Source organism: Croceicoccus sp. YJ47 (assembly GCF_016745095.1).
Lineage (GTDB): Bacteria > Pseudomonadota > Alphaproteobacteria > Sphingomonadales > Sphingomonadaceae > Croceicoccus.
In genome coordinates this window covers 539,379-560,000 of record NZ_CP067087.1, presented here as the reverse complement: position 1 = coordinate 560,000, position 20,622 = coordinate 539,379, and the positions used below count along the sequence as shown (strand labels likewise).

At 64.2% G+C, this 20,622-nt stretch carries 17 protein-coding genes, 1 tRNA gene, 2 rRNA genes and 1 pseudogene; 15 read left to right on the top strand and 6 right to left on the bottom strand.

Features of this window, described 5'->3' with window-relative positions:
- The first annotated feature begins 119 nt into the window (after positions 1–119).
- The 3 genes from JD971_RS02655 (at position 120) to JD971_RS02645 (ending at position 3,345) form a co-directional block, all read left to right on the top strand.
- A 23S ribosomal RNA gene (locus tag JD971_RS02655) occupies positions 120–2,918 on the top strand.
- 121 nt (positions 2,919–3,039) lie between these two features.
- A 5S ribosomal RNA gene (gene rrf / locus JD971_RS02650) occupies positions 3,040–3,154 on the top strand.
- 114 nt (positions 3,155–3,268) lie between these two features.
- A tRNA-Met gene (locus JD971_RS02645) sits at positions 3,269–3,345 on the top strand.
- A 174-nt stretch (positions 3,346–3,519) separates the two neighbouring features.
- On the opposite strand, the gene JD971_RS02640 is transcribed toward JD971_RS02645, so the two are convergent.
- On the bottom strand, positions 3,520–4,527 hold the full coding sequence (locus tag JD971_RS02640) for an NAD(P)-dependent alcohol dehydrogenase (protein ID WP_202085734.1): 1,008 nt from the start codon (positions 4,525–4,527) through the stop codon (positions 3,520–3,522).
- Positions 4,528–4,882: 355 nt separating this feature from the next.
- Between JD971_RS02640 and JD971_RS02635 the strand changes: the two genes are divergently transcribed.
- Complete coding sequence (locus JD971_RS02635; RefSeq protein ID WP_202085733.1) at positions 4,883–5,662, top strand: SDR family NAD(P)-dependent oxidoreductase; 780 nt, start codon at positions 4,883–4,885, stop codon at positions 5,660–5,662.
- A gap of 50 nt (positions 5,663–5,712) precedes the next feature.
- Here JD971_RS02635 and JD971_RS02630 read toward each other — a convergent pair.
- Positions 5,713–5,946, bottom strand: a pseudogene (locus tag JD971_RS02630) (acetyl-CoA C-acyltransferase); the annotation flags it as partial.
- Between the two features lie 282 nt (positions 5,947–6,228).
- Between JD971_RS02630 and JD971_RS02625 the strand changes: the two are divergent.
- Positions 6,229–7,200 carry a DMT family transporter gene (locus JD971_RS02625; RefSeq protein WP_236672234.1) on the top strand — a complete coding sequence of 324 codons (972 nt, stop codon included), beginning with the start codon at positions 6,229–6,231 and terminating at the stop codon, positions 7,198–7,200.
- A gap of 13 nt (positions 7,201–7,213) precedes the next feature.
- On the opposite strand, the gene JD971_RS02620 is transcribed toward JD971_RS02625, so the two are convergent.
- Genes JD971_RS02620 through JD971_RS02610 form a run of 3 tightly spaced genes read right to left on the bottom strand, consistent with a single transcriptional unit; the run spans position 7,214 to position 10,819 of the window.
- Positions 7,214–8,629, bottom strand: coding sequence for a dihydrolipoyl dehydrogenase (locus JD971_RS02620; RefSeq protein WP_202085732.1), 1,416 nt, complete (start codon positions 8,627–8,629; stop codon positions 7,214–7,216).
- Positions 8,626–10,011 (bottom strand): NAD-dependent succinate-semialdehyde dehydrogenase, encoded by a 1,386-nt coding sequence (locus JD971_RS02615; RefSeq protein WP_202085731.1) that lies wholly within the window; start codon positions 10,009–10,011, stop codon positions 8,626–8,628. The genes JD971_RS02620 and JD971_RS02615 overlap by 4 nt, the downstream gene beginning before the upstream one ends.
- A 46-nt stretch (positions 10,012–10,057) precedes the next feature.
- The gene (locus JD971_RS02610) at positions 10,058–10,819 is read right to left on the bottom strand and encodes a hypothetical protein (protein ID WP_202085730.1); all 762 of its coding nucleotides are present in this window, start codon (positions 10,817–10,819) and stop codon (positions 10,058–10,060) included.
- A 207-nt stretch (positions 10,820–11,026) separates the two neighbouring features.
- Here JD971_RS02610 and JD971_RS02605 point away from each other — a divergent pair, with 207 nt between their 5' ends.
- The gene (locus JD971_RS02605; RefSeq protein ID WP_202085729.1) at positions 11,027–11,503 is read left to right on the top strand and encodes a MarR family winged helix-turn-helix transcriptional regulator; all 477 of its coding nucleotides are present in this window, start codon (positions 11,027–11,029) and stop codon (positions 11,501–11,503) included.
- 52 nt (positions 11,504–11,555) lie between these two features.
- On the opposite strand, the gene JD971_RS02600 is transcribed toward JD971_RS02605, so the two are convergent.
- Positions 11,556–12,269: an OmpW family protein gene (locus JD971_RS02600; RefSeq protein ID WP_371809702.1), complete on the bottom strand. Its 714-nt coding sequence runs from the start codon at positions 12,267–12,269 to the stop codon at positions 11,556–11,558.
- Between the two features lie 270 nt (positions 12,270–12,539).
- Here JD971_RS02600 and ccoN point away from each other — a divergent pair, with 270 nt between their 5' ends.
- From ccoN to JD971_RS02555, 9 genes are read left to right on the top strand one after another with little or no spacing between them, the layout of a single operon-like run.
- Complete coding sequence (gene ccoN, locus JD971_RS02595; RefSeq protein ID WP_371809732.1) at positions 12,540–14,147, top strand: cytochrome-c oxidase, cbb3-type subunit I; 1,608 nt, start codon at positions 12,540–12,542, stop codon at positions 14,145–14,147.
- Positions 14,148–14,161: 14 nt separating this feature from the next.
- Positions 14,162–14,971 carry a cytochrome-c oxidase, cbb3-type subunit II gene (gene ccoO, locus JD971_RS02590; protein WP_202085725.1) on the top strand — a complete coding sequence of 270 codons (810 nt, stop codon included), beginning with the start codon at positions 14,162–14,164 and terminating at the stop codon, positions 14,969–14,971.
- Entirely contained in the window at positions 14,968–15,132 is a 165-nt protein-coding gene (locus tag JD971_RS02585; protein WP_202085723.1) for a cbb3-type cytochrome c oxidase subunit 3, read from the top strand. Before ccoO ends, JD971_RS02585 begins: the two co-directional genes overlap by 4 nt.
- The gene (gene ccoP, locus JD971_RS02580; protein ID WP_202085722.1) at positions 15,122–16,033 is read left to right on the top strand and encodes a cytochrome-c oxidase, cbb3-type subunit III; all 912 of its coding nucleotides are present in this window, start codon (positions 15,122–15,124) and stop codon (positions 16,031–16,033) included. Before JD971_RS02585 ends, ccoP begins: the two co-directional genes overlap by 11 nt.
- A complete protein-coding gene (ccoG, locus tag JD971_RS02575; RefSeq protein ID WP_202085721.1) occupies positions 16,020–17,582 on the top strand; it encodes a cytochrome c oxidase accessory protein CcoG in 1,563 nt (520 codons plus the stop codon). The genes ccoP and ccoG overlap by 14 nt, the downstream gene beginning before the upstream one ends.
- Positions 17,579–18,025, top strand: coding sequence for a FixH family protein (locus tag JD971_RS02570; protein WP_202085720.1), 447 nt, complete (start codon positions 17,579–17,581; stop codon positions 18,023–18,025). The genes ccoG and JD971_RS02570 overlap by 4 nt, the downstream gene beginning before the upstream one ends.
- Positions 18,022–20,211, top strand: a complete 2,190-nt coding sequence (locus JD971_RS02565; RefSeq protein ID WP_202085719.1) for a heavy metal translocating P-type ATPase — start codon at positions 18,022–18,024, stop codon at positions 20,209–20,211. The genes JD971_RS02570 and JD971_RS02565 overlap by 4 nt, the downstream gene beginning before the upstream one ends.
- A complete protein-coding gene (gene ccoS / locus JD971_RS02560) occupies positions 20,208–20,360 on the top strand; it encodes a cbb3-type cytochrome oxidase assembly protein CcoS (protein ID WP_202085718.1) in 153 nt (50 codons plus the stop codon). Before JD971_RS02565 ends, ccoS begins: the two co-directional genes overlap by 4 nt.
- Positions 20,357–20,599: a hypothetical protein gene (locus JD971_RS02555; RefSeq protein ID WP_202085717.1), complete on the top strand. Its 243-nt coding sequence runs from the start codon at positions 20,357–20,359 to the stop codon at positions 20,597–20,599. The genes ccoS and JD971_RS02555 overlap by 4 nt, the downstream gene beginning before the upstream one ends.
- Positions 20,600–20,622: the final 23 nt, after the last annotated feature.

The following is a 20,622-nucleotide window of genomic DNA, read 5'->3' as shown; positions in this document are numbered from 1 at the left end:
GACCGGAAGGTTGGTATGTATGCGGCACTTACAGATGAAAATATCTGGCTGAGATTATCGTCCGCACCAATTGGATGCGACAGGGTTTATGCAAGCCTGTCGTTGATGGTGTGGATTCTCAAGCGTGAGGTAAGAGCATTTGGTGGATGCCTTGGCATGTACAGGCGATGAAGGACGTGGCACGCTGCGATAAGCGTCGGGGAGTTGTGAGCAAACTTTGATCCGGCGATTTCCGAATGGGGGAACCCACCTTCACCATTTCTCTCAGTTGTTGGTTGATCCTTGGATTGGCCAGCGGGTGAGTGAGGTGGAAAAGGTATTACCAGAGTGAATACATAGCTTTGGTGAAGCGAACCCGGGGAACTGAAACATCTCAGTACCTGGAGGAAAAGACATCAACCGAGATTCCGTTAGTAGTGGCGAGCGAACGCGGACCAGGCCAGTGCTTCTCATTCAATTAGCAGAACACTTTGGAAAGAGTGGCCATAGCGGGTGACAGCCCCGTATGCGAAAATGATGTGAGAAGACTCGAGTAGGGCGGGACACGTGAAATCCTGTCTGAACATGGGGGGACCACCCTCCAAGCCTAAATACTCGTACATGACCGATAGCGAACTAGTACCGTGAGGGAAAGGTGAAAAGCACCCCGATTAGGGAGTGAAACAGTACCTGAAACCGAATGCTTACAAGCAGTTGGAGCCTCTTTAGGGGGTGACAGCGTACCTCTTGCATAATGGGTCAGTGACTTAATTTATCATGCGAGCTTAAGCCGTTAGGTGTAGGCGCAGCGAAAGCGAGTCTGAAATGGGCGCCAGAGTATGATGAATTAGACCCGAAACCCGGCGATCTAGGCATGACCAGGTTGAAGGTGCGGTAACACGCACTGGAGGACCGAACCGTTTAATGTTGAAAAATTATCGGATGAGTTGTGTTTAGGGGTGAAAGGCCAATCAAGCCGGGAAATAGCTGGTTCTCCGCGAAATCTATTGAGGTAGAGCGTCGGATGTATGCCGTTGGGGGTAGAGCACTGGATGGGCTAGGGGGTCGCGAGATCTACCAAACCTAACCAAACTCCGAATACCAACGAGTCTTATCCGGCAGACAGACGGCGGGTGCTAAGGTCCGTCGTCAAAAGGGAAACAGCCCTAACCTACAGCTAAGGTCCCCAAGTCATCACTAAGTGGGAAAGCATGTGGGAATCCCAAAACAACCAGGAGGTTGGCTTAGAAGCAGCCATCCTTTAAAGAAAGCGTAACAGCTCACTGGTCTAAATAAGGGTTCCTGCGGCGAAGATGTAACGGGGCTAAAGTGATGCACCGAAGCTTAGGGTTCATAGTTTACTATGAGCGGTAGCGGAGCGTTCCGTAGGCGAGTGAAGCGGGAGGGTAACCGACCGTGGACGTATCGGAAGTGCGAATGCTGACATGAGTAGCGACAAAAAGGGTGAGATGCCCTTTCGCCGAAAGACCAAGGGTTCCTACGCAATGCTAATCAGCGTAGGGTTAGCCGGCCCCTAAGACGAGCCCGAAGGGGGTAGTCGATGGGAACCACGTTAATATTCGTGGGCCTGAAGATGTGTGACGGATTGTGGCAGTCGTTCGATCTTATTGGATTGATCGGGCGGTGAAGCAGTCCCAGGAAATAGCCTCTTCATATAGACCGTACCCGAAACCGACACAGGTGGTCAGGTAGAGTATACCAAGGCGCTTGAGAGAAGTATCCTGAAGGAACTCGGCAAATTGCCTCCGTACCTTCGGAAGAAGGAGGCCCTGTATCGACGCAAGTCTTTGCAGGGGGCACAGGCCAGGGGGTAGCGACTGTTTAGCAAAAACACAGGACTCTGCTAAGTCGGCTTCAAGACGACGTATAGGGTCTGACGCCTGCCCGGTGCTGGAAGGTTAAGAGGAGGAGTGCAAGCTCCGAATTGAAGCCCCAGTAAACGGCGTAACTATAACGGTCCTAAGGTAGCGAAATTCCTTGTCGGGTAAGTTCCGACCTGCACGAATGGCGTAACGACTTCCCCACTGTCTCCAGGATATGCTCAGCGAAATTGAATTCTCCGTGAAGATGCGGAGTACCCGCGGTTAGACGGAAAGACCCCGTGCACCTTTACTGCAGCTTCAGAGTGGCATTAGGAAAGAACTGTGTAGCATAGGTGGGAGGCTTTGAAGCGACGGCGCCAGCTGTCGTGGAGCCATAGGTGAAATACCACCCTGTTGTTTTCTGATGTCTAACCTCGCACCGTTAGCCGGTGTAGGGACCCTCTGTGGCGGGTAGTTTGACTGGGGCGGTCGCCTCCTAAAGAGTAACGGAGGCGCGCGATGGTAGGCTCAGGACGGTTGGAAACCGTCTGCAAGAGTGCAATGGCATAAGCCTGCCTGACTGCGAGACTGACGAGTCGAGCAGAGACGAAAGTCGGTCATAGTGATCCGGTGGTCCCTCGTGGAAGGGCCATCGCTCAACGGATAAAAGGTACGCCGGGGATAACAGGCTGATGATTCCCAAGAGCTCATATCGACGGAATCGTTTGGCACCTCGATGTCGGCTCATCACATCCTGGGGCTGGAGCAGGTCCCAAGGGTTTGGCTGTTCGCCAATTAAAGTGGTACGTGAGCTGGGTTCAGAACGTCGCGAGACAGTTTGGTCCCTATCTGCCGTGGGCGTCGATACTTGAAAGGAGTTGCCCCTAGTACGAGAGGACCGGGGTGAACATACCTCTGGTGTACCTGTCATCCTGCCAAGGGTGCCGCAGGGTAGCTATGTATGGACGGGATAACCGCTGAAAGCATCTAAGCGGGAAGCCTCCCTTAAGATTAGGTATCTTCGAGTCGTGATAGACCATCACGTTGATAGGCCGGGTGTGGAAGTGCGGTAACGCATGGAGCTAACCGGTCCTAATAACTCTGATCATGCTTGATGAATCTGCACCATCAATGACAGCCTTGGGTAACCCCGAGCGTCGTTGACCGGACGATCATCCAGCCAGATACGCCCAAGTATATCGCATCGATTAAAACCCGTGACACGCCAGCTTCATTGCTTGGTGACCATAGCGTCTGTGACCCACCCGATCCCATCTCGAACTCGGCCGTGAAACCGGACAGCGCCGATGGTACTAATGCTCAAGCATTGGAAGAGTAGGTCGTCGCCAGGCATTGAAGCCAGCGTGTCACGGGTATAACCCATTCACTTGTCAAAGGGCTGACCCCAAAAGGGCAGCCCTTTTTCCACGTTGGCGCAAAGCCAACACGGCGCAGTACGCGCCCGTCGCGGGGTGGAGCAGTCCGGTAGCTCGTCAGGCTCATAACCTGAAGGTCGTTGGTTCAAATCCAACCCCCGCAACCAATCCACACACTCACAATATTCCCAACCCGCAACAGCCGGTGGATGCGGCGAAAGTGGCATAGCCGGCCTTGGTTAGAAGGCGTTGGAGGCCGAGGTGTGCGCACCTCGACGCCAAAAACCAGCGGACCCGTCATGTAACGGGTCGCGCAACCCGCGCACGCAACAGAGCGCGGCTCACCATTCGAGCACGATCTTGCCAAAATGCTGGCCTGATTCTTCATGACGGAACGCATTGGCGATCTGATCGAGCGGAAAGCTGCGGTCGATTACCGGTCGGATGCCGGTTGCGCCAAGCGCGCGGACAAGATCCTGCTGCATTCGCCGATTGCCCACGACCAGCCCCTGAAGCCGTGCCTGGCCGCGCATGAGCAGTGCCGTCGGCACTTCGCCGCCCGCACCCGTCAGCACGCCGATCAGCGCGATATGCCCGCCGATGGTCACTGCATTGATCGACTGCGGCAAGGTGCCGGGTCCGCCGACCTCGACCACATGGTCGACGCCGCGCCCGTCGGTGAGATCGCGCACGGCATCGCCCCATTCGGGTGTCGTCTTGTAATTGATGGTGTGATCTGCGCCGAGCGCGCGGACGCGCTCGAGCTTTTCATCGGATGACGAGGTCGCGATGACCGTCGCGCCCATCGCCTTGGCCAGTTGCAGCGCGAAAATGGACACGCCGCCTGTGCCGAGCACGAGCACGCTCTCTCCGGCCTTTATTCCGCCATTCACGACGAGCGCTCGCCATGCGGTGAGCGCGGCGGTCGTCAGCGTCGCGGCCTCGGCATGGCTATATCCTTTCGGCGCGTGGGTGAAATAGGATGTCGGACGAACGACCCATTCGCGCGCATATCCGTCGATGCCGTCGCCGGGCGTCGTGCTGAAATCGCTGATCGCCGGTGTGCCGTCCAGCCATGTCGGAAAGAATGTCGAGACGACGCGGTCGCCTTCGGAAAATTCGGTGACGCCCGCACCGACAGCTTCGACCACGCCGGCGCCGTCCGCCATCGGAATGCGTCCGTCGGCGGTCGGCAGGCGGCCCGAAACGACACTGTAATCGTGGAAGTTGAGCGAGCTGGCGTGGAGCCGGACCCGGATCTCGCCAGCCGCCGGCGCGCCGGGATCATCGAGGTCGACGATTTTCAGCGATTCCAGCGTGGCCGGATTCGTAACCTTGGCAGCTTTCATTCCAAGTCCTTTTTTCGATGTCGGGCATCCAACCGACCGCACTGGGCCCAGTTCCTCGTCGCACGGCGACCCCCGATGGTCGCGCACCGTAAAATCTTGCTCCGAGGCCAGTGCGAAGCACGCCGCACCGACCCGCCGGGCACAGGACCCATGTGTCTGACGCGCACCGTTAACCCACCACGCCGTACCGAATGTCGCATGATGGCCCAGCGATCGAAACAGCGCGGCGCGCGTGCGTCGATGATGTGGCGCATACCCTACAGCGTGTCGCCATGGCGGCGAAGTCCCGTCCGGCGGGGATAGAATCCGGCTCGCCAATGGCGGATGCAGGGCCGATTGAAATTAGGAGACCGAGATGATTTTATCAGACACCGCCGCCATCGTCACAGGCGGGGCGAGCGGTTTGGGCGAGGCAACCGCGCGGGTTCTGGCGAAGGAAGGCGTGAAGGTCACCCTTTTCGACATGAACAGTGAGAGAGGGGCCGAGGTCGCCAGCGAAATCGGCGCGCATTTCTGTGAGGTCAACATCACGGACGAAGCGGCGGTCGACAAGGCTTTCGCCAGCGCTCGTGCCCAGCATGGTCAGGAGCGGATCCTCATCAATTGCGCCGGGGCCGGCAACGCCATCCGGACGGCGTCGCGGGCGCGGGATACGGGCGAGATTCGCGCCTTCCCGATAGCGGCGTTTCAAAAGATCGTGGGGATCAACCTGGTCGGGACGTTCCAGTGCATTGCCAAGTCCGCTGCCGGAATGCTCACACTCGACCCGATGGATGGTGGGGAGCGCGGAGCCATCGTCAACACCGCCTCCGCAGCGGCCGAGGACGGCCAGGTCGGGCAGGCTGCCTATGCCGCGTCGAAGGCCGGGATTGTCGGCATGACCTTGCCCATCGCGCGCGATCTCATGGGGGAGGGGATCCGGATCAACACGATCCTGCCCGGCATTTTCGACACGCCGATGATGAAGCAGGCATCGGATCAGGTGCGTGCGTCGCTCGCCGCGAGCGTTCCGTTTCCCAAGCGCCTCGGCAAGGCGGATGAATTTGCCAGCCTCGCGCTGGAAATGTGCCGGAACTCCTATTTCAATGGCGAGGATGTCCGGCTCGACGGGGCCATCCGCATGGCACCGCGCTAAGAAAAAGGGGCGGCGCGCTTCGTTGCGCTCCGCCCCTCTTCTGCTGCGGATTATACGCGCTCGATGATGATCGCAGGCGCCATGCCCCCCGCCGCGCACATCGTGACGAGAGCATAGCGCCCGCCGGTTCGTTCCAGTTCGTCGAGAACCGTACCGATCAGCATTGCGCCTGTCGCGCCAATGGGGTGCCCCAGCGCGATTGCCCCGCCATTGACGTTCACCTTCGAAGCATTGAGGCCGAGATCCCTGATAAATTTCAGCGGAACGACCGCGAATGCCTCGTTGGCCTTCGGCGTTCGCGCAGGCTACAGGTTCTAGGGCGCCGCCGAAGCGTTTCGGGGGCAGATCTTGCCCCGTGAGATCTGGTTTGGGATCAGGACATGTTCGGGCTTCATCGGTGTATTGAACACACACCGGTGGAGCCCGATTTTCCGAACGGATCGGAAAGCCGCACGCCGTTATTGCGCGATCATCGCGTTCGTCAGAAACGCCGGGCGCATGATTCCTGGTCCCGTGTCCATGATTTGTGTGCCCATGCGCGGCCCCAATCGCTAAGGGCATCAGCGATGACCATGACGCAGGATAGTGCCGGACGTTCCGGCGGCGTATTTGCGCCCATCATGCCGTTTGCCGCATTGCTGGCGGCCATGGTGACGCTTGCGATCGGCACGTCGATCGGCAAATCGCTGTTTCCGCATGTCGGCGCGGCGGGGACGGTGGCCTACCGGGTCGGGTTTTCGGCGCTGTTTCTGCTGGCGATCTGGCGACCGTGGCGTCGGCGATACAGCGCGGCGGAGTGGCGGCTTTTCGCCGCGTTCGGGTCGTCGCTCGGCCTGATGAACCTGTGCTTTTACCTGTCGCTGCGGACCGTTCCACTCGGCATCGCGATCGCGACGGAGTTCATGGGGCCGCTCGGCGTTGCATTGTGGGGCACGCGCCGCCCCCGCGATCTTGCCTGGCTTGGCCTGACGCTCGTGGGTCTCGCGCTTCTGCTCCCGATCGAGGAGACGGGATCGCGGCTCGATCCGGTGGGCATGGCATTCGCCGCGTCGGCGGGGGTGTTCTGGGCGCTCTATATCGTGTTCGGCGGAAAGCTCGCGCATCAGCATGCCGGGCACAGCATCGCGATTGCCATGGGCGTCGCGGCCGTAATCGTGGTGCCGGTCGGTGTGGTCAGCGCGAATGCCGCGCTGCTCGACCCGCGATTCATCGCAACCGGCATGGTCGTGGCGGCGGTGTCGAGCGCGATCCCCTACTCGCTGGAGATGGTTGCGCTCAAACATATTCCCGCGCGCGTTTTTGGCACGTTGACCAGCGTGGGAGCCGGCCATGGGCGCGGTCGCGGGCTTTCTCTTCCTCCACGAACTGCTTTCGCCGCGTCAGGGCATCGCCATCGTCTGCGTCATTCTCGCCTCGGCCGGGACGGCGATGACCGCGCGCCGGGAGGCCGAGCCGGTGCTCAACGAATTGCCGCCTGCCTGATGGCGGGCCGGCGGCCCGTCATGGCGCAGCCGGTGAAACCGGCTCCGGTGTCATGACGCGCGCGCAGGGTCACGCGCCCGCCGGCGTTCCCGTATCCTGCGTTTGGGGCAGGGGGAGCGGCGTCGCGGCGCAAATGGTCCGCAGCGCGGATTGCAACCCTTCCTCGATCGTGGGGTGATAGAAAGGCAGTTCCAGCATCTCGCTCGCCGTGACGCGCCGTTCGATCGCCCACGCGATCGCATGGGCAAGATGGTCGCCCGCCGGCGCGACGAGATCGGCCCCGATCAGCCGGCCCTCGGGCGCGGCGGCGTAGAGGGTGAGCACGCCTTCGTTGCGCCCCTCGACCCGTGCGCGGCCCTGATCCGAGAAGTCCGCGGTTCCGCTGACCGCGCTTTCGTCCTCGGCCACGCCGATGCTGGCCACGGGCGGGTCGGTGAAGATCATCGTGAATTTCACGTGCCGGTCGATGGAAATCGGCGCGGGCAGGGCGGCGGCATTGCGCCCGGCGATCCGGCCATCATGCGAAGCCTCGTGCAGCACGGGAACATCGGCGGCGACATCGCCCGCCATGAAGATCGCGCTCGTCCCGCATCGCATGGTTTGGCGGTCGTGGCACGGTACGCCATCATCGTCGCATTCGAGGCCGGCATTCCCGATGTCGAGCCCGTCGAGATGCGGCGGACGGCCGAGCGCGGCGAGCAGCATGTCGAACTCCGCCTCGCCCTTGTTATCGTCGCCGCTCCATTTCACGCGCACGCAATCGCCATCGCGCGACGGTTCGACATCGACGCCGAGGTGGACGGTCATGTCGCTCTCGATAATGTCGCGCAATGCGTCGTGCACCTTGTCGCAGCGCAGGTTACCCATGCGATCGGCCCGGTCGAAAAGGGAAACCTCCGTCCCCAGCCGCGCGAAAGCCTGCGCCATTTCGAGCCCGATCGAACCCGACCCGACCACGGCCAGCCGCCGGGGCAGGTCATCGAGCTCGAACATGTTTTCATTGGTGAGGAGCAAGTCGCCGAGCGCGGCGAAGGGCGGCGGCACGACCGCCTTCGACCCCGTGGCGATGACGATGGCCTTCGCCTCGACAAAGCGGCCATCGGACAGGGCGAGGCGGTTCTCGCTCTCGAACCGGGCGCGGGCCTGCACGCGGATGTCGTCGGGCAGATCCATGATGGATTCGCGGGTGAGGCGGACGAACCGGTCGCGTTCGGACCGGACCCGCTCCATCACCGCGGGACCGTCGACGCGCATATCGCCGACCTCGATCCCGAACAGGCCGGCCTTGCCGATCCGATGCGCTTCCTTCGCCGCGGCGAGCAGAAGCTTGGACGGCATGCAGCCTGTGTTTGCGCATAACGTCCCCCGGAATTCCGGGTCGATCAGCAATGTCGTCGCCCCGCTGTCGCGGGCGGCGCGCTCGGCGGCGAGCCCGGCCGTGCCCGCCCCGATCACCGCCACGTCGCAGCTTAGCGTGGCGCTCATTTGCCTTTCGCGATCCGGATCGACTTCACATTGACGAATTCCTTGATCCCCTCGGGGCCGTGTTCACGTCCGTAGCCCGAATTCTTCACCCCGCCGAACGGCATGTTGGGCGATGCGATGTCGAACGTGTTGATGCACACCATGCCGGTGTCGAAATGCTTCGCCGCCAGTTCGCGCGCGCGGTCGGTATCGCGGCTGAATATCCCGCCGCCCAGGCCATAGCGGCTGTCATTGGCGATGCGCATCGCGTCCTCGTCGTCCTTCGCCTTGATGATGGAGGCGACCGGCCCGAACAGCTCGTCGTCATAGGCCGGTTGCCCCGGCGCCACGTCGGCCAGTACGGTGGCCGGATAGAACCAGCCTTCGCGGTCGGGAACCGTCCCGCCGGTCACGAGGCGGGCGCCTTTCGCGACGCTCTGCGTGACCTGCTCGTGCAGTCCGTCGCGCTGCGATTTCGACACCATCGGGCCGAGCTTCGTATCCTTTTCGGTGGGATCGCCAAGTTCGATGCCGGCGAACTGCTTGCCATAGGCGTCGACGAATGCATCGTAATTCTTCTCGGTCACGATGAACCGCTTTGCATTCACGCAGGTCTGGCCATTGTTGTAGATCCGGCCCGCGACGCAGGTTTTCACCGCAAGGTCGAGATCGGCATCGTCGAGCACGATATACGCATCGTTGGAGCCGAGTTCGAGCACCGTCTTCTTGACCGCCTCGGCCGCTTTCTTCGCGATGTGGCGCCCGGCCTTGTCGCTTCCGGTCATGGTCACGCCGCGCACCAGATCATGCGCGATGAGCGTGTCGGACTGGTCATGGGTGATGCGCAGCACGCCGAAAAGCCCCTTGGGCAGGCCGGCCTTTTCGTAAAGCCGCCCGAGATATTCGCCGCTTCCCGTGCAGTTTTCGGCGTGTTTGAGCAGGACGCCATTACCGGCCATCAGGCTCGAAATCGAATAGCGCACGGCCTGATACGCGGGGAAGTTCCAAGGCTGAATGCCGTAGACCACGCCGATGGGCGCATGCGTCACGATGGCGGTGGCGCCCTTGGCCTCGCGTTCCTCGTCGGCGAGAACGGCTGGGCCATCCTTTGCGGTATAGTCGCAGATCGCGGCGCAAAGCTCGATCTCGTCACGGCTGTCGCCGATCAGCTTGCCGACCTCGCGCGTCATCAATTGCGCGAACTCTTCCTTGTTGTCGCGCAGCGCCTTGCCGATGGCGGCAATGACGCTGGCGCGATCCTCAAGGCTTTTCAAACGCCAGTCGAGGAAGGCCTTGTGGCTGTCCTCGACGACGCGGGCGGCGTCCTCGTCGCTCATGTAGGAATAGGTCTCGATGACCTCCTGGGTGAGCGGGTTGATGGTGGTGAAGGTCTGGTCGGACATGAATGAAATCCTTGAATCGTGTGATGTTGGGTGTGGTCTTGCGGGGTCAGCCGTAGGTGCCGCGATGTTTGGAGAGCGCTTTTTCCGTATCGGCGAGCGCGTCGAGAATTTCGTCGCGCCAGCCGCCGTGCGGGAGCCGGCGAACCGCCGAATGCGCGGCGCACACGGTCGGCGTGTCGGCCCATTTTTCGGCCAGGTCGCGCGCCCATGCGGCAAAGGCGTCCGCGGCACCGGCCCGTTTTTCGAGTGCGCTCGGTACGGTGGGGTGAAACTTGAGCCGGGATTGCGGGACTACGGACTTCAATACGCCCGGCGCCGCGAGCACGTTGATCGTATCGTCGACATGGACGATCCGGCTCTCCCGATGTCGCACCAGCACGGACGCGGCATGCACGCGATCGTTATCGGGCACGAGCTCGAGCCCGGCCGGCACGGAGAATTCCAGCTCCTCGGCAAATTCGGCCTGCGTCGCCGCATCCTCGATCAGCGCGTCGTCCCATGGCAGGGACGGCGCGTTTTCGCGGTGGCGCTTCGTGCCGAGCAGGCGCGCATCCGGCGCGATCCGGTGCGCGAATTCGCAGTGGAGCGTGTGAAACGGATGCACGTTGAGGATCGCGTCGATCTTCGCGCCATTGTCAGTCAGGCCGAGCAGCGCGCCGCGGTCCTCCCCCTCCACGCCATAGCTGTCGATGAGCAGGTAGCGCCCGTTTGCCCGGCGAATGAGCGACATCTGCGTGCCCACGTCGATCAGCCCGCCAATGCGGAACTTGCCACGGAAATTGATGAAGTCGGTCGCGAGCTGTTGCATGATCGCCGGGTGTCCTTTCCCGGACGGGCGCCCGGCTGGATGCGTGGAGAATGTGATGCAGGAATGAGCCAGCGCGCCAATTGTTCCATTGCGCGGGATTACATTGCGCACAATTTGATTTTGTGTGCAGTGAATTGATGGCTGTTGCTATGCTGTGCCCGCGATGATCGACAGCTTCATTCCAGACCGCATGGGCCACAGCGCCGCATGACCGGGCCAGACGCCACCGCCCCGCCGGCCGCGGGGCCGCGCGATCCGCTGCTGCTCGATTCGCAGCTGTGCTTCAAATTCTATGCCGCCAGCAATCTGGTGAACCGGCTTTACGCGCCGGTGCTGTCGCAGCTCGGTCTCACCTATCCGCAATATCTGGCGATGCTGGTCCTGTGGGAATGCGACGATCAGACGGTCGGCGCGCTCGCCGCGCGGCTGTATCTCGACAGCGGGACGATCACCCCGTTGATGAAGCGGCTTGAGAATGCGGGCCTCGTCAAGCGCATGCGCGATCCCGCGGACGAGCGGCGCGTGCGTATCCGGCTGACGCAGGCGGGCCGCGACCTGCGGGCGGCGGCGCGCAAGGTTCCCGGCATCATGCTCGCCGGGCAGGACGAGGCGCGGGTCGATGCCTTGCGCGAAACGCTGGGCGAGATGGTCGATACGCTCGCCGCGATGCAGGCCGCGCGCTGAGGGCGGGGCGGGGCGCTGTTTCCCCGCGCCCGCGCTCCCCGCCGTCACGGGATCAGAAACGAAGCCCCATTCCCGCACTCAGCACCCACGGATCGAGCCTGTGCTCTGTCCGGATGGCGAGCGTGTCGCCGGCGTGCCAGCGTGCCGTGGTGTCGATGAAATAGCGTTTCGCATCGAGGCTCACCATCAGCCCGGCGTCATTGACCGGCACGTCGATGCCTGCCTGAAGCGCGAAACCCAGTTCGTCCGAAAGATCGAAATCGGTGACGCCGAGCGGAATTGTCGCGGCGCCGGGCTTCTCGTCGATAAAGATGAAATAGGCCGGTCCCGCGCCGACATAGGGTTTCCCCCCGCCCAGATCGAAGTGATATTTCACCGTCACCGTCGCGGGCACCAGCTTTGCATCTGCCACGAGTTCCGCGCCGGGAAGCCCTGTCGTGCCATCGACGTCGTGCTGCGTGAGGCAACAGATCGTCTCGACCGAAAATGCGTTCGTGACGAAATATTCGATGGCGAGGGTCGGCACGACATTGTCGTTCGCCTTCGTCTGCGTCCCCGTGGGCAGGCCGACGATGTCCGTGTCGACATCGGTGATGGCCCCATCCGGCAGGACAGCGGTGACAAATCCGCGGACCTGAACCGATCCGGCGCGGTCGGGCGTGCGCGTCTGGGCGAGGGCGGGGGTGGTGGCGGCAAGCGGCATGGCAAGCGCGGCAAGCGCCGCGATACCGCGCGCGATCGGGCCGTGCGCGACAGGAAGTTTCATCGATAATGTCCCGGCAGGGCGGCGGCCGCCCGGTGCGGCCAAGGGTTTTCGCGCTGCCATCGCGGCACTGCACCCGCGCCGCGCCGCCTGCATTGATCCACGTCAATGCCGGGTGCGCCGTGCGCAGCCCGCCATGTTTTACCGCAATTTGCGATGGATCAATGAACGCCCGCCGCACCGGCCCTAGCGAGCCTGGCGAAACCAATGGAGATTGCGATGCAAGCGGAAGCTGCACTCGGCCGGGCGATATTATGGTTCGCGATATTGCTGATGTCGATCATCGTGGCGGCGACCGCGGCCGACCACGCATTTGCGGTGCAGGCGGGGATCGTCGCGCTTGTCGCGCTCGTGCTGATGATGATGAGCGCGACGCGTTTTGACCCGGTGGGCCGGGCGCGCGGGTTTTTCCGCATGCCGGAGGGGGCGTCGCGCTATGACGACGACGTGATCCGCTGGGGCGTGATCGCGACGATGTTCTGGGGGATCGTCGGCTTCCTGGTGGGCGTGTTCATCGCGGCGCAGCTCGCCTTTCCGCAGCTCAATTTCGAGCCGTACCTGAATTTCGGGCGGGTGCGTCCGCTCCATACCTCCGCCGTGATCTTCGCCTTTGGCGGCAATGCGCTCATCGCGACGAGCTTTTACGTGGTGCAGCGCACCTGCCGCGCGCAGCTTGCGTTCCCCGCGCTCGCCCGGTTCGTGTTCTGGGGCTACCAGATGTTCATCGTGCTCGCGGCGAGCGGCTATCTGCTCGGCATCACGCAGTCGAAGGAATATGCCGAGCCGGAATGGTATGTCGATATCTGGCTCACCATCGTGTGGATCGCCTATGGCGCGGTGTTCATCGGCACGCTGGTGCGGCGGCACGAACCGCATATCTATGTCGCGAACTGGTTCTATCTCGCCTTCATCGTGACGATCGCGATGCTGCATGTCGTCAATAATCTGGCCGTGCCGGTGAGTTTCATGGGCTCGCGCAGCTACAGCGCCTTTGCCGGGGTGCAGGATGCGCTGACGCAGTGGTGGTACGGGCACAATGCGGTCGGGTTCTTCCTGACGGCGGGCTTCCTCGCGATGATGTATTACTTCGTGCCGAAGCAGGCGGAACGCCCGGTCTATTCCTATCGCCTGTCGATCATCCATTTCTGGTCGCTGATCTTCCTCTACATCTGGGCGGGGCCGCATCACCTGCATTATACCGCGCTGCCCGACTGGGCGCAGACGCTGGGCATGGTGTTTTCGGTGATGCTGTGGATGCCGAGCTGGGGCGGCATGATCAACGGTCTGATGACGCTCAACGGCGCTTGGGACAAGGTCCGGACCGACCCGATCATCCGCATGATGGTCATGGCGCTCGCCTTTTACGGGATGAGCACGTTCGAAGGGCCGATGCTGTCGATCAAGAGCGTCAATTCGCTCTCCCACTATACCGACTGGACCATCGGGCACGTGCATTCGGGCGCGCTGGGCTGGAACGGGATGATCACTTTCGCCTGCGTCTATTACCTCGTGCCCCGGCTGTGGAAGCGGGAGCGGATGTTCTCGCTGCGCATGATCAACTGGCACTTCTGGCTCGCGACCGTGGGGATCGTTTTCTACGCGGCGAGCATGTGGGTCGCCGGCATCACGCAGGGGCTGATGTGGCGCGAATACGGAGCCGACGGCTATCTGGTGAACAATTTCGTCGACACCGTCGCCGCGCTCCACCCGATGTATGTGATGCGTGCGTTCGGCGGGCTGCTCTACCTTTCGGGCGGGGCGATCATGGCCTGGAACGTGTGGATGACGATGGCGGGTCGCCTCCGCGATGAAAAGCCGATGCGCGATGCCGCCTACGATCCCGCCGCCGACCGGCCTCTCCCCCCCGAACCGGCTGAATAGGAAGCCTGCCCGCCATGTCCATTTCCGACCCTGCACCCGACAACCTGCCCCTGTCGCAGGAGCCGCCCGACGTGGAGGCGACCGTGCGCGGGCACAAGCGGCTGGAGCGCAATATCACCCTCCTCGCCATCGCGACCTTCGTGACGGTGGCGATCGGCGGGCTGGTGGAAATCGCGCCGCTGTTCTGGATCGACAACACGATCGAGCAGGTGGAAGGGATGCGCCCCTACACGCCGCTCGAACAGGCGGGGCGCGACATCTACATCCGCGAGGGTTGCTATGCCTGCCACAGCCAGATGATCCGCCCGTTCCGCGACGAGGTGGAGCGTTACGGCCATTACAGCCTCGCCGCCGAAAGCATGTACGACCATCCGTTCCAATGGGGGTCGAAGCGGACCGGGCCGGACCTTGCCCGCGTCGGCGGCCGCTATTCCGACGAATGGCATGTGCAGCATCTCACCGATCCGCAAAGCGTGGTGCCGCAAAGCGTGATGCCGCAATATGGTTTCCTCGGCGAGACCACGCTCGACATCGCGGATGCGGGCGCGATGCTGACCGCGCTGCGCCGGGTGGGTGTGCCCTATTCCGATACCGACATCGCGCGCGCTAACGAGGATCTCATCGTGCAGGCCAACCCGGAGGCGGGCGACGCGGCCGACCTGCTCGCCCGCTATCCCAAGGCGCAGATCCGCGATTTCGATGGCGATCCGGGCCGCGTGACCGAAATGGACGCGCTGCTCGCCTATCTGCAGATGCTGGGCACGCTGGTCGATCTCGACAGCGCCGCCGCGCAGGAGGAACTCGCGCAGGAGAAGGGGCGATGAGCGTTTACGAAACGCTGCGCCATTTCGCCGACAGCCACGCGCTGATCGCGATGTTCGGGGTGTTCGCGATGCTGTGCGCATGGCCGTTCCGCCCCGACGCGCGGGCGCACAACCGAACCGCCGCCCATTCCATCTTCAAGGACGAAAACGATGGCGAATAGCCGCATCGACCCGGCCACCGGCACCGAAACGGTCGGCCACGAATGGGACGGGATCGAGGAACTCGACACGCCGATGCCGCGCTGGTGGCTATGGACGTTCTATCTCACCATCGTGTTCGCGATCGGCTATGTCATCGCCTATCCCGCATGGCCGATGGTCGACCGCGCCACGAAAGGCGTGCTGCACTGGTCGAGCAGGGGCGATCTGGCCAGGGACATGGACGCCGCCGAACAGGCGCGCACCGGCGTGCACGAGGCGCTTTCCCGCGTGCCGGTCGAACGCCTGCCGGACGATAGCGCGCTGCTTGCGCAGGCGGTCGCGGGCGGGCGCGCCGCGTTCCAGGTGCATTGCACGCAATGCCACGGTTCGGGCGGCGCGGGGAGCCAGCGGCTCGGCTACCCCAATCTCAACGACGATGACTGGCTGTGGGGCGGCGATCTGCGCGCCATCGAATACACGCTGGTCAATGGCATTCGCGCGCCGGGTCACGACGATACCCGGCAAAGCCAGATGCCGCCCTTCGAAGGGGTGTTCGACCCTGTGCAGATGGACGCCTTGATCGACCATGTCCTCGCGCTCAGCGGGAAGCGGGAGAACAACCGGCAGGGCGCGCAGATCTTTGCCGACAATTGCGCCGCCTGCCATGGCGAGGCGGGCGGGGGGAGCCGCGCACTCGGCGCGCCCCGGCTCAATGACGCGATCTGGCTGCGCGGCTCCGCGCGTGAGGATATCCGGCGGCAGATCCTGAACCCGCGGATGGGCGTGATGCCGGCGTGGGAGAGCAGGCTGGACCCGGCGACGATCCGTATGCTGGCCGCCTATGTCCATTCGCTCGGCGGGGGTGAGGATTTCATCGCGAAGGCCGAAGATCCGGCGGTCGAGGTCGATGACCGCCCCTGATCCCGCCGACCCCGCGCCGGGCGCGGGGGGCAAGCCCGACCGCCCGGTCAGCAGCGCGGTCGCCGATCCGGCGGCTGCGACCCGGCGCCACGGCCCGCACGAGCCGGAACCCGCTCATCTGCCGCAAAGCCTGGTCGAAAAACGGGCGGCCGTGCATAACAAGCGCATCGACGGACGGTTTCGCCGCTTCAAATGGGCGGTGATGCTGCTCACGCTCGGCATTTATTACGGGGCGCCGTGGCTACGCTGGAACCGGGGGCCGTATGCGCCGGACCAGGCCGTGCTGGTCGATGTGGCAAACCGGCGCTTTTACATGTTCGGGATCGAGATCTGGCCGCACGAATTCTATTTCGTCGCGGGGCTGCTGGTGATGGCGGGGCTGGGGCTTTTCCTCGTGACCTCGGCGGTGGGGCGGGCATGGTGCGGCTATGCCTGTCCGCAGACGGTGTGGACCGATCTGTTTCAGCATGTCGACCGCTTCGTCGACGGCGATCGCAATGCGCGCATACGGCTCGACGCGGCGCCGTGGACGTGGGGAAAGGTCGCGCGCCGGGCTTTCAAATGGACGATCTATCTCGCCATCGGTTTTGCCACCGGCGGGGCATGGGTGCTCTATTTCGCGGATGCGCCGACCCTCTGGCGCGAATTCTTCGCGGGCGAGGCGGCGCCCATCGCCTATGTCACCGTGGCGATCCTGACATTGATGACCGTGACGCTGGGCGGGTTCATGCGCGAACAGGTGTGCATCTACATGTGCCCCTGGCCGCGGATACAGACCGCCATGCTCGACGAGAAATCGTTGATCGTGACGTACAAGGGCTGGCGCGGAGAACCGCGCGGCAGCGTGAAGAAGGCGGAGAAGGCCCCCGCCCATTTCGGCGATTGCATCGATTGCCGCCAATGCGTCGCGGTGTGCCCGACCGGCATCGACATCCGCGAAGGACCGCAGATCGGGTGCATCACCTGCGCGCTATGCATCGATGCGTGCGACAGGGTGATGGCCGATGTGGGCCGCCCGCGCGGATTGATCGATTATGCCACGCTCGAGGATTGCGAGGCGGAGGCGCGCGGCGAGGCACCTCGTGCCCCGTGGCGCACGATCCTGCGTCCGCGGACCATCGCCTACGGGCTGATCTGGGGCGCGGTGGGGCTTTCGCTGCTGTTCGCGCTGGGCGTGCGCAGCCATGTCGGGCTGACCGTGTCGCCGGACCGCAATCCGCCTTTCATGGTGATGAGCGACGGCAGCTTGCGCAATTCCTACACACTGAAACTGCGCAACATGGAGAGCCGGCCGCGCGGCTTTCGCATCACCGTCGACGGTTTGCCCGGCGCCGTCCTTTGGTCCGATACCGTGGGCCGGGCCGATGCCGCCGGGGCGCAGACCGTCATCGTGCCCGCCGATCAGACGCGGACCGTGCGCGCCTATGTCGCCGTCCCGCCCGGCACGGCGGCGCAAGATTTCGCCTTTCGCCTGACCTCCCTCGACCCGCAGCATGAAACGGCACGGGCCCGAACCCATTTCTCCGCACCTGCAGGAAACAGCCCATGACACGCGAATTCACCGGACGGCACATGAGCGCGATCCTCGTCGCGGGGTTCGGCATCGTCATGGCCGTGAATTTCACGATGGCGACGCTGGCCATGCGTGGTTTCGGCGGGGTGGTCGTCGATAATTCCTATGTCGCGAGCCAGAAGTTCAACGGCTGGCTCGAAACCGCGCGGGCGCAGGATGCGCTGGGCTGGGAGGTCGCGGCGGCGCGTGCGGGCGATGGCCGGATGGTGGTGAGCACGGCGGGCGTCCCCGCCGGGGCGCGCGTGTCCGCCGCCTTGCGCCGCCCGCTCGGCGATCCGGCGGCATTCGATATTGCCTTTGCCGGGGCCGGGCCGGGGGCGTTCGTATCGACGCGCCCGGTGCCGTCCGGACGCTGGATCGCGCGCGTGTCCGTCTTCGCCGGGGGAGAGGAATGGACGCGGGAAATGCGCTTCGAATGAACGCGCCGGCCGTCCTTTCGCCGCATGCGATGGCGGGGCCTGCGCCTTCGCCTGTCGCCGATATCCGGCTGACCGTTCCGGGAATGCGTTGCGCCGGGTGCATCGCGAAGATCGAACGCGGGCTGATCGCGCTCGACGGGGTGGAGGAGGCACGGGTCAATCTCTCGGCCCGGCGCGTCACCGTGCGGCACGACGATACGCTCGATCCCGCGCGCCTGATTGCCGCGCTGCGCGATCTCGGTTTCGAGGCGCAGGTCGCGGGCGACACCGGCGCTTGCGCGGACAGGACGCGCGGCGGTGCGGATGGAGAGATGCGCCGCCTGCTCCGCGCGCTCGCGGTGGCGGGGTTCGGCATGATGAATGTCATGCTGCTCTCGATCAGCGTATGGTCCGGCGCCGATGGGGTGACGCGCGATGTGTTTCACTGGCTGTCGGCGATGATCGCGCTTCCGGTGCTCGCCTATTCGGGGCGGGTGTTCGTTGCCTCCGCGGCGAGGGCGTTGCGGCGGGGGCGGACCAACATGGATGTTCCGATTGCGATCGGGATCGTCCTTGCCGCGGCACTCAGCCTTTATGAAACGGCGACGGGCGGGGCCCATGCCTATTTCGACGGCGTGGTCATGCTGCTGTTCTTCCTGCTCGCGGGGCGGGCGCTCGACGAGGGGATGCGCGGGCGCACGCGGGCGGGGATCGGCGCGCTGCTCAGCCGGATGGGGCGCGATGCCGGGGTGATACAGGCCGATGGGTCGGTGCGCCGGATGAAGGCGGGCGAGCTGGAGCCGGGCATGGTCATGCTCGTCGCTGCGGGGGAGGCGCTGGCCGCCGACGGCGTGGTGGAGAGCGGGTCGGCCATGCTCGACAATGCGATGCTGACGGGGGAAAGCGCGCCCGAACATGCCGCGCCGGGCGCCAGGGTTCATGCAGGGGCCATCAACATGCATGCCCCGATCCGGGTTCGTATCACCGGGACCGGCGAGGATACCGCCATCGCCGAGATCGCCCGCTTGATGGACGAGGCCGGCCAGTCGCGCAGCCGTTACGTCCGGATCAGCGAGCGCGCCGCCCGCATCTACGCCCCGGCGGTGCATACGCTCGCCGCGCTGGCCTTTGCGGGTTGGATGATCGCGGGGGCTGGGTGGCATCAATCGCTCACCATCGCGATTGCCGTGCTCATCATTACCTGCCCCTGCGCGATCGGGCTGGCGGTGCCGGCGGCGCAGGTGGTGACGACGGGCGCGCTGATCCGGCGCGGCGTGCTCGTCAAGGATGGCAGCGCGCTCGAGCGGCTGGCCGAAATCGACATGGTGTTCCTCGACAAGACGGGCACGCTGACGCTGGGCGAATTGCGGGCGGATATCGCGGGGCTGGACGGGCGGGCGGGGGCAATCGCGCTCGCGCTCGCACAGACGAGCCGCCATCCGCTGAGCATCGGGCTGGCCCGGGCGCTCACCGCCGCGGGCGTCGTGCCGGCCGCGGTCGACGCCATCGTGGAGCGCGAGGGGGTGGGCGTGACGGGGCGGCACGATGGCGCGTTCGTGGCGCTGGAACGTCCCTCCACGGACGGCGGCGACGGACCATGCGTGCAACTGCGCATCGGTGAGGGCTCCCATGCGATCCGCTTTTCGGACAGGCTGCGCGGCGATGTGGAGGCTACGCTCGATGCCCTGCGCGCGATGAATCTCGAGCCGCGCATCCTTTCGGGCGACAGCCGCGCGGCGGTCGACGCGATGGCGCAGACGCTGCGCATTCCGGGCGAGGGCGGGGCCGATCCGGCGCACAAGCTCGCCATTCTGAGCCATGCAAAGGCGCAGGGGCGTCGCCCGCTCATGGTAGGCGACGGGTTGAACGATGGCCCGGCGCTGGCCGCGGCGCATGCGGCCATCGCGCCCGGCACGGCCAGCGACGCGAGCCAGCAGGCCGCCGATGCGGTGTTTACGGGTGAGCGACTTTTTCCCGTGGTGCTCGCCATCGCCGCGGCGCGGCGCACGATGCGGATCGTGCGGCAAAATCTCGCGCTCGCCGTCTGTTACAACGTGGCGGCGGTGCCCCTGGCGCTGATGGGGCGGGTCACGCCGCTCGTCGCCGCGATCGCCATGTCGACAAGCTCGCTCATCGTGGTGGCGAATGCGCTGCGGCTGGCGCGCGTGCCGGGCATGCCGGGCATGCCGGGCGGGACGGCGGCATGAGCGTGCTGGCCTTTCTCATCCCCGTCGCGCTCGGCATGGGCGGCGCCGGGCTCGTGCTGTTCTTCTGGGCGATGCGCGATGGGCAGTTCGACGATCTCGACGGGGCGGCGCATCGCATCCTCATCGATGACGAGGAGGATGCGGCATGATGACGGGCCTGTCCGCGCTGCCCGCCCTTGTCGCGGCGGCCGCGCTGTTCCCGCTTGCCGCCGGGCCGGGGCCGGATCCGTCGGCGGGGCGGACATTGCACCTTACCCTGTGTGCCGGGGCGGCGGGGCGCACGGTCGACATTCCCGTTCCACGGCGCGATCCGGCCGCACCGCTGCGCTGTCCGCCCAAGGCGTGCCATGCCGCATGCAACCGCCGCAAATTTGACCCATCGCAATGACGCGCGCCGCCGCCGGCGCCAAA

Excerpts from the sequence above, each read along its gene's own strand:
- JD971_RS02640 (WP_202085734.1), bottom strand. The coding sequence starts at position 4,527 with ATGAAAGCTGCCAAGGTTACGAATCCGGCCACGCTGGAATCGCTGAAA.
- JD971_RS02635 (WP_202085733.1), top strand. The coding sequence starts at position 4,883 with ATGATTTTATCAGACACCGCCGCCATCGTCACAGGCGGGGCGAGCGGT.
- JD971_RS02625 (WP_236672234.1), top strand. The coding sequence starts at position 6,229 with ATGACCATGACGCAGGATAGTGCCGGACGTTCCGGCGGCGTATTTGCG.
- JD971_RS02620 (WP_202085732.1), bottom strand. The coding sequence starts at position 8,629 with ATGAGCGCCACGCTAAGCTGCGACGTGGCGGTGATCGGGGCGGGCACG.
- JD971_RS02615 (WP_202085731.1), bottom strand. The coding sequence starts at position 10,011 with ATGTCCGACCAGACCTTCACCACCATCAACCCGCTCACCCAGGAGGTC.
- JD971_RS02610 (WP_202085730.1), bottom strand. The coding sequence starts at position 10,819 with ATGCAACAGCTCGCGACCGACTTCATCAATTTCCGTGGCAAGTTCCGC.
- JD971_RS02605 (WP_202085729.1), top strand. The coding sequence starts at position 11,027 with ATGACCGGGCCAGACGCCACCGCCCCGCCGGCCGCGGGGCCGCGCGAT.
- JD971_RS02600 (WP_371809702.1), bottom strand. The coding sequence starts at position 12,269 with ATGAAACTTCCTGTCGCGCACGGCCCGATCGCGCGCGGTATCGCGGCG.
- ccoN (WP_371809732.1), top strand. The coding sequence starts at position 12,540 with ATGTCGATCATCGTGGCGGCGACCGCGGCCGACCACGCATTTGCGGTG.
- ccoO (WP_202085725.1), top strand. The coding sequence starts at position 14,162 with ATGTCCATTTCCGACCCTGCACCCGACAACCTGCCCCTGTCGCAGGAG.
- JD971_RS02585 (WP_202085723.1), top strand. The coding sequence starts at position 14,968 with ATGAGCGTTTACGAAACGCTGCGCCATTTCGCCGACAGCCACGCGCTG.
- ccoP (WP_202085722.1), top strand. The coding sequence starts at position 15,122 with ATGGCGAATAGCCGCATCGACCCGGCCACCGGCACCGAAACGGTCGGC.
- ccoG (WP_202085721.1), top strand. The coding sequence starts at position 16,020 with ATGACCGCCCCTGATCCCGCCGACCCCGCGCCGGGCGCGGGGGGCAAG.
- JD971_RS02570 (WP_202085720.1), top strand. The coding sequence starts at position 17,579 with ATGACACGCGAATTCACCGGACGGCACATGAGCGCGATCCTCGTCGCG.
- JD971_RS02565 (WP_202085719.1), top strand. The coding sequence starts at position 18,022 with ATGAACGCGCCGGCCGTCCTTTCGCCGCATGCGATGGCGGGGCCTGCG.
- ccoS (WP_202085718.1), top strand. The coding sequence starts at position 20,208 with ATGAGCGTGCTGGCCTTTCTCATCCCCGTCGCGCTCGGCATGGGCGGC.
- JD971_RS02555 (WP_202085717.1), top strand. The coding sequence starts at position 20,357 with ATGATGACGGGCCTGTCCGCGCTGCCCGCCCTTGTCGCGGCGGCCGCG.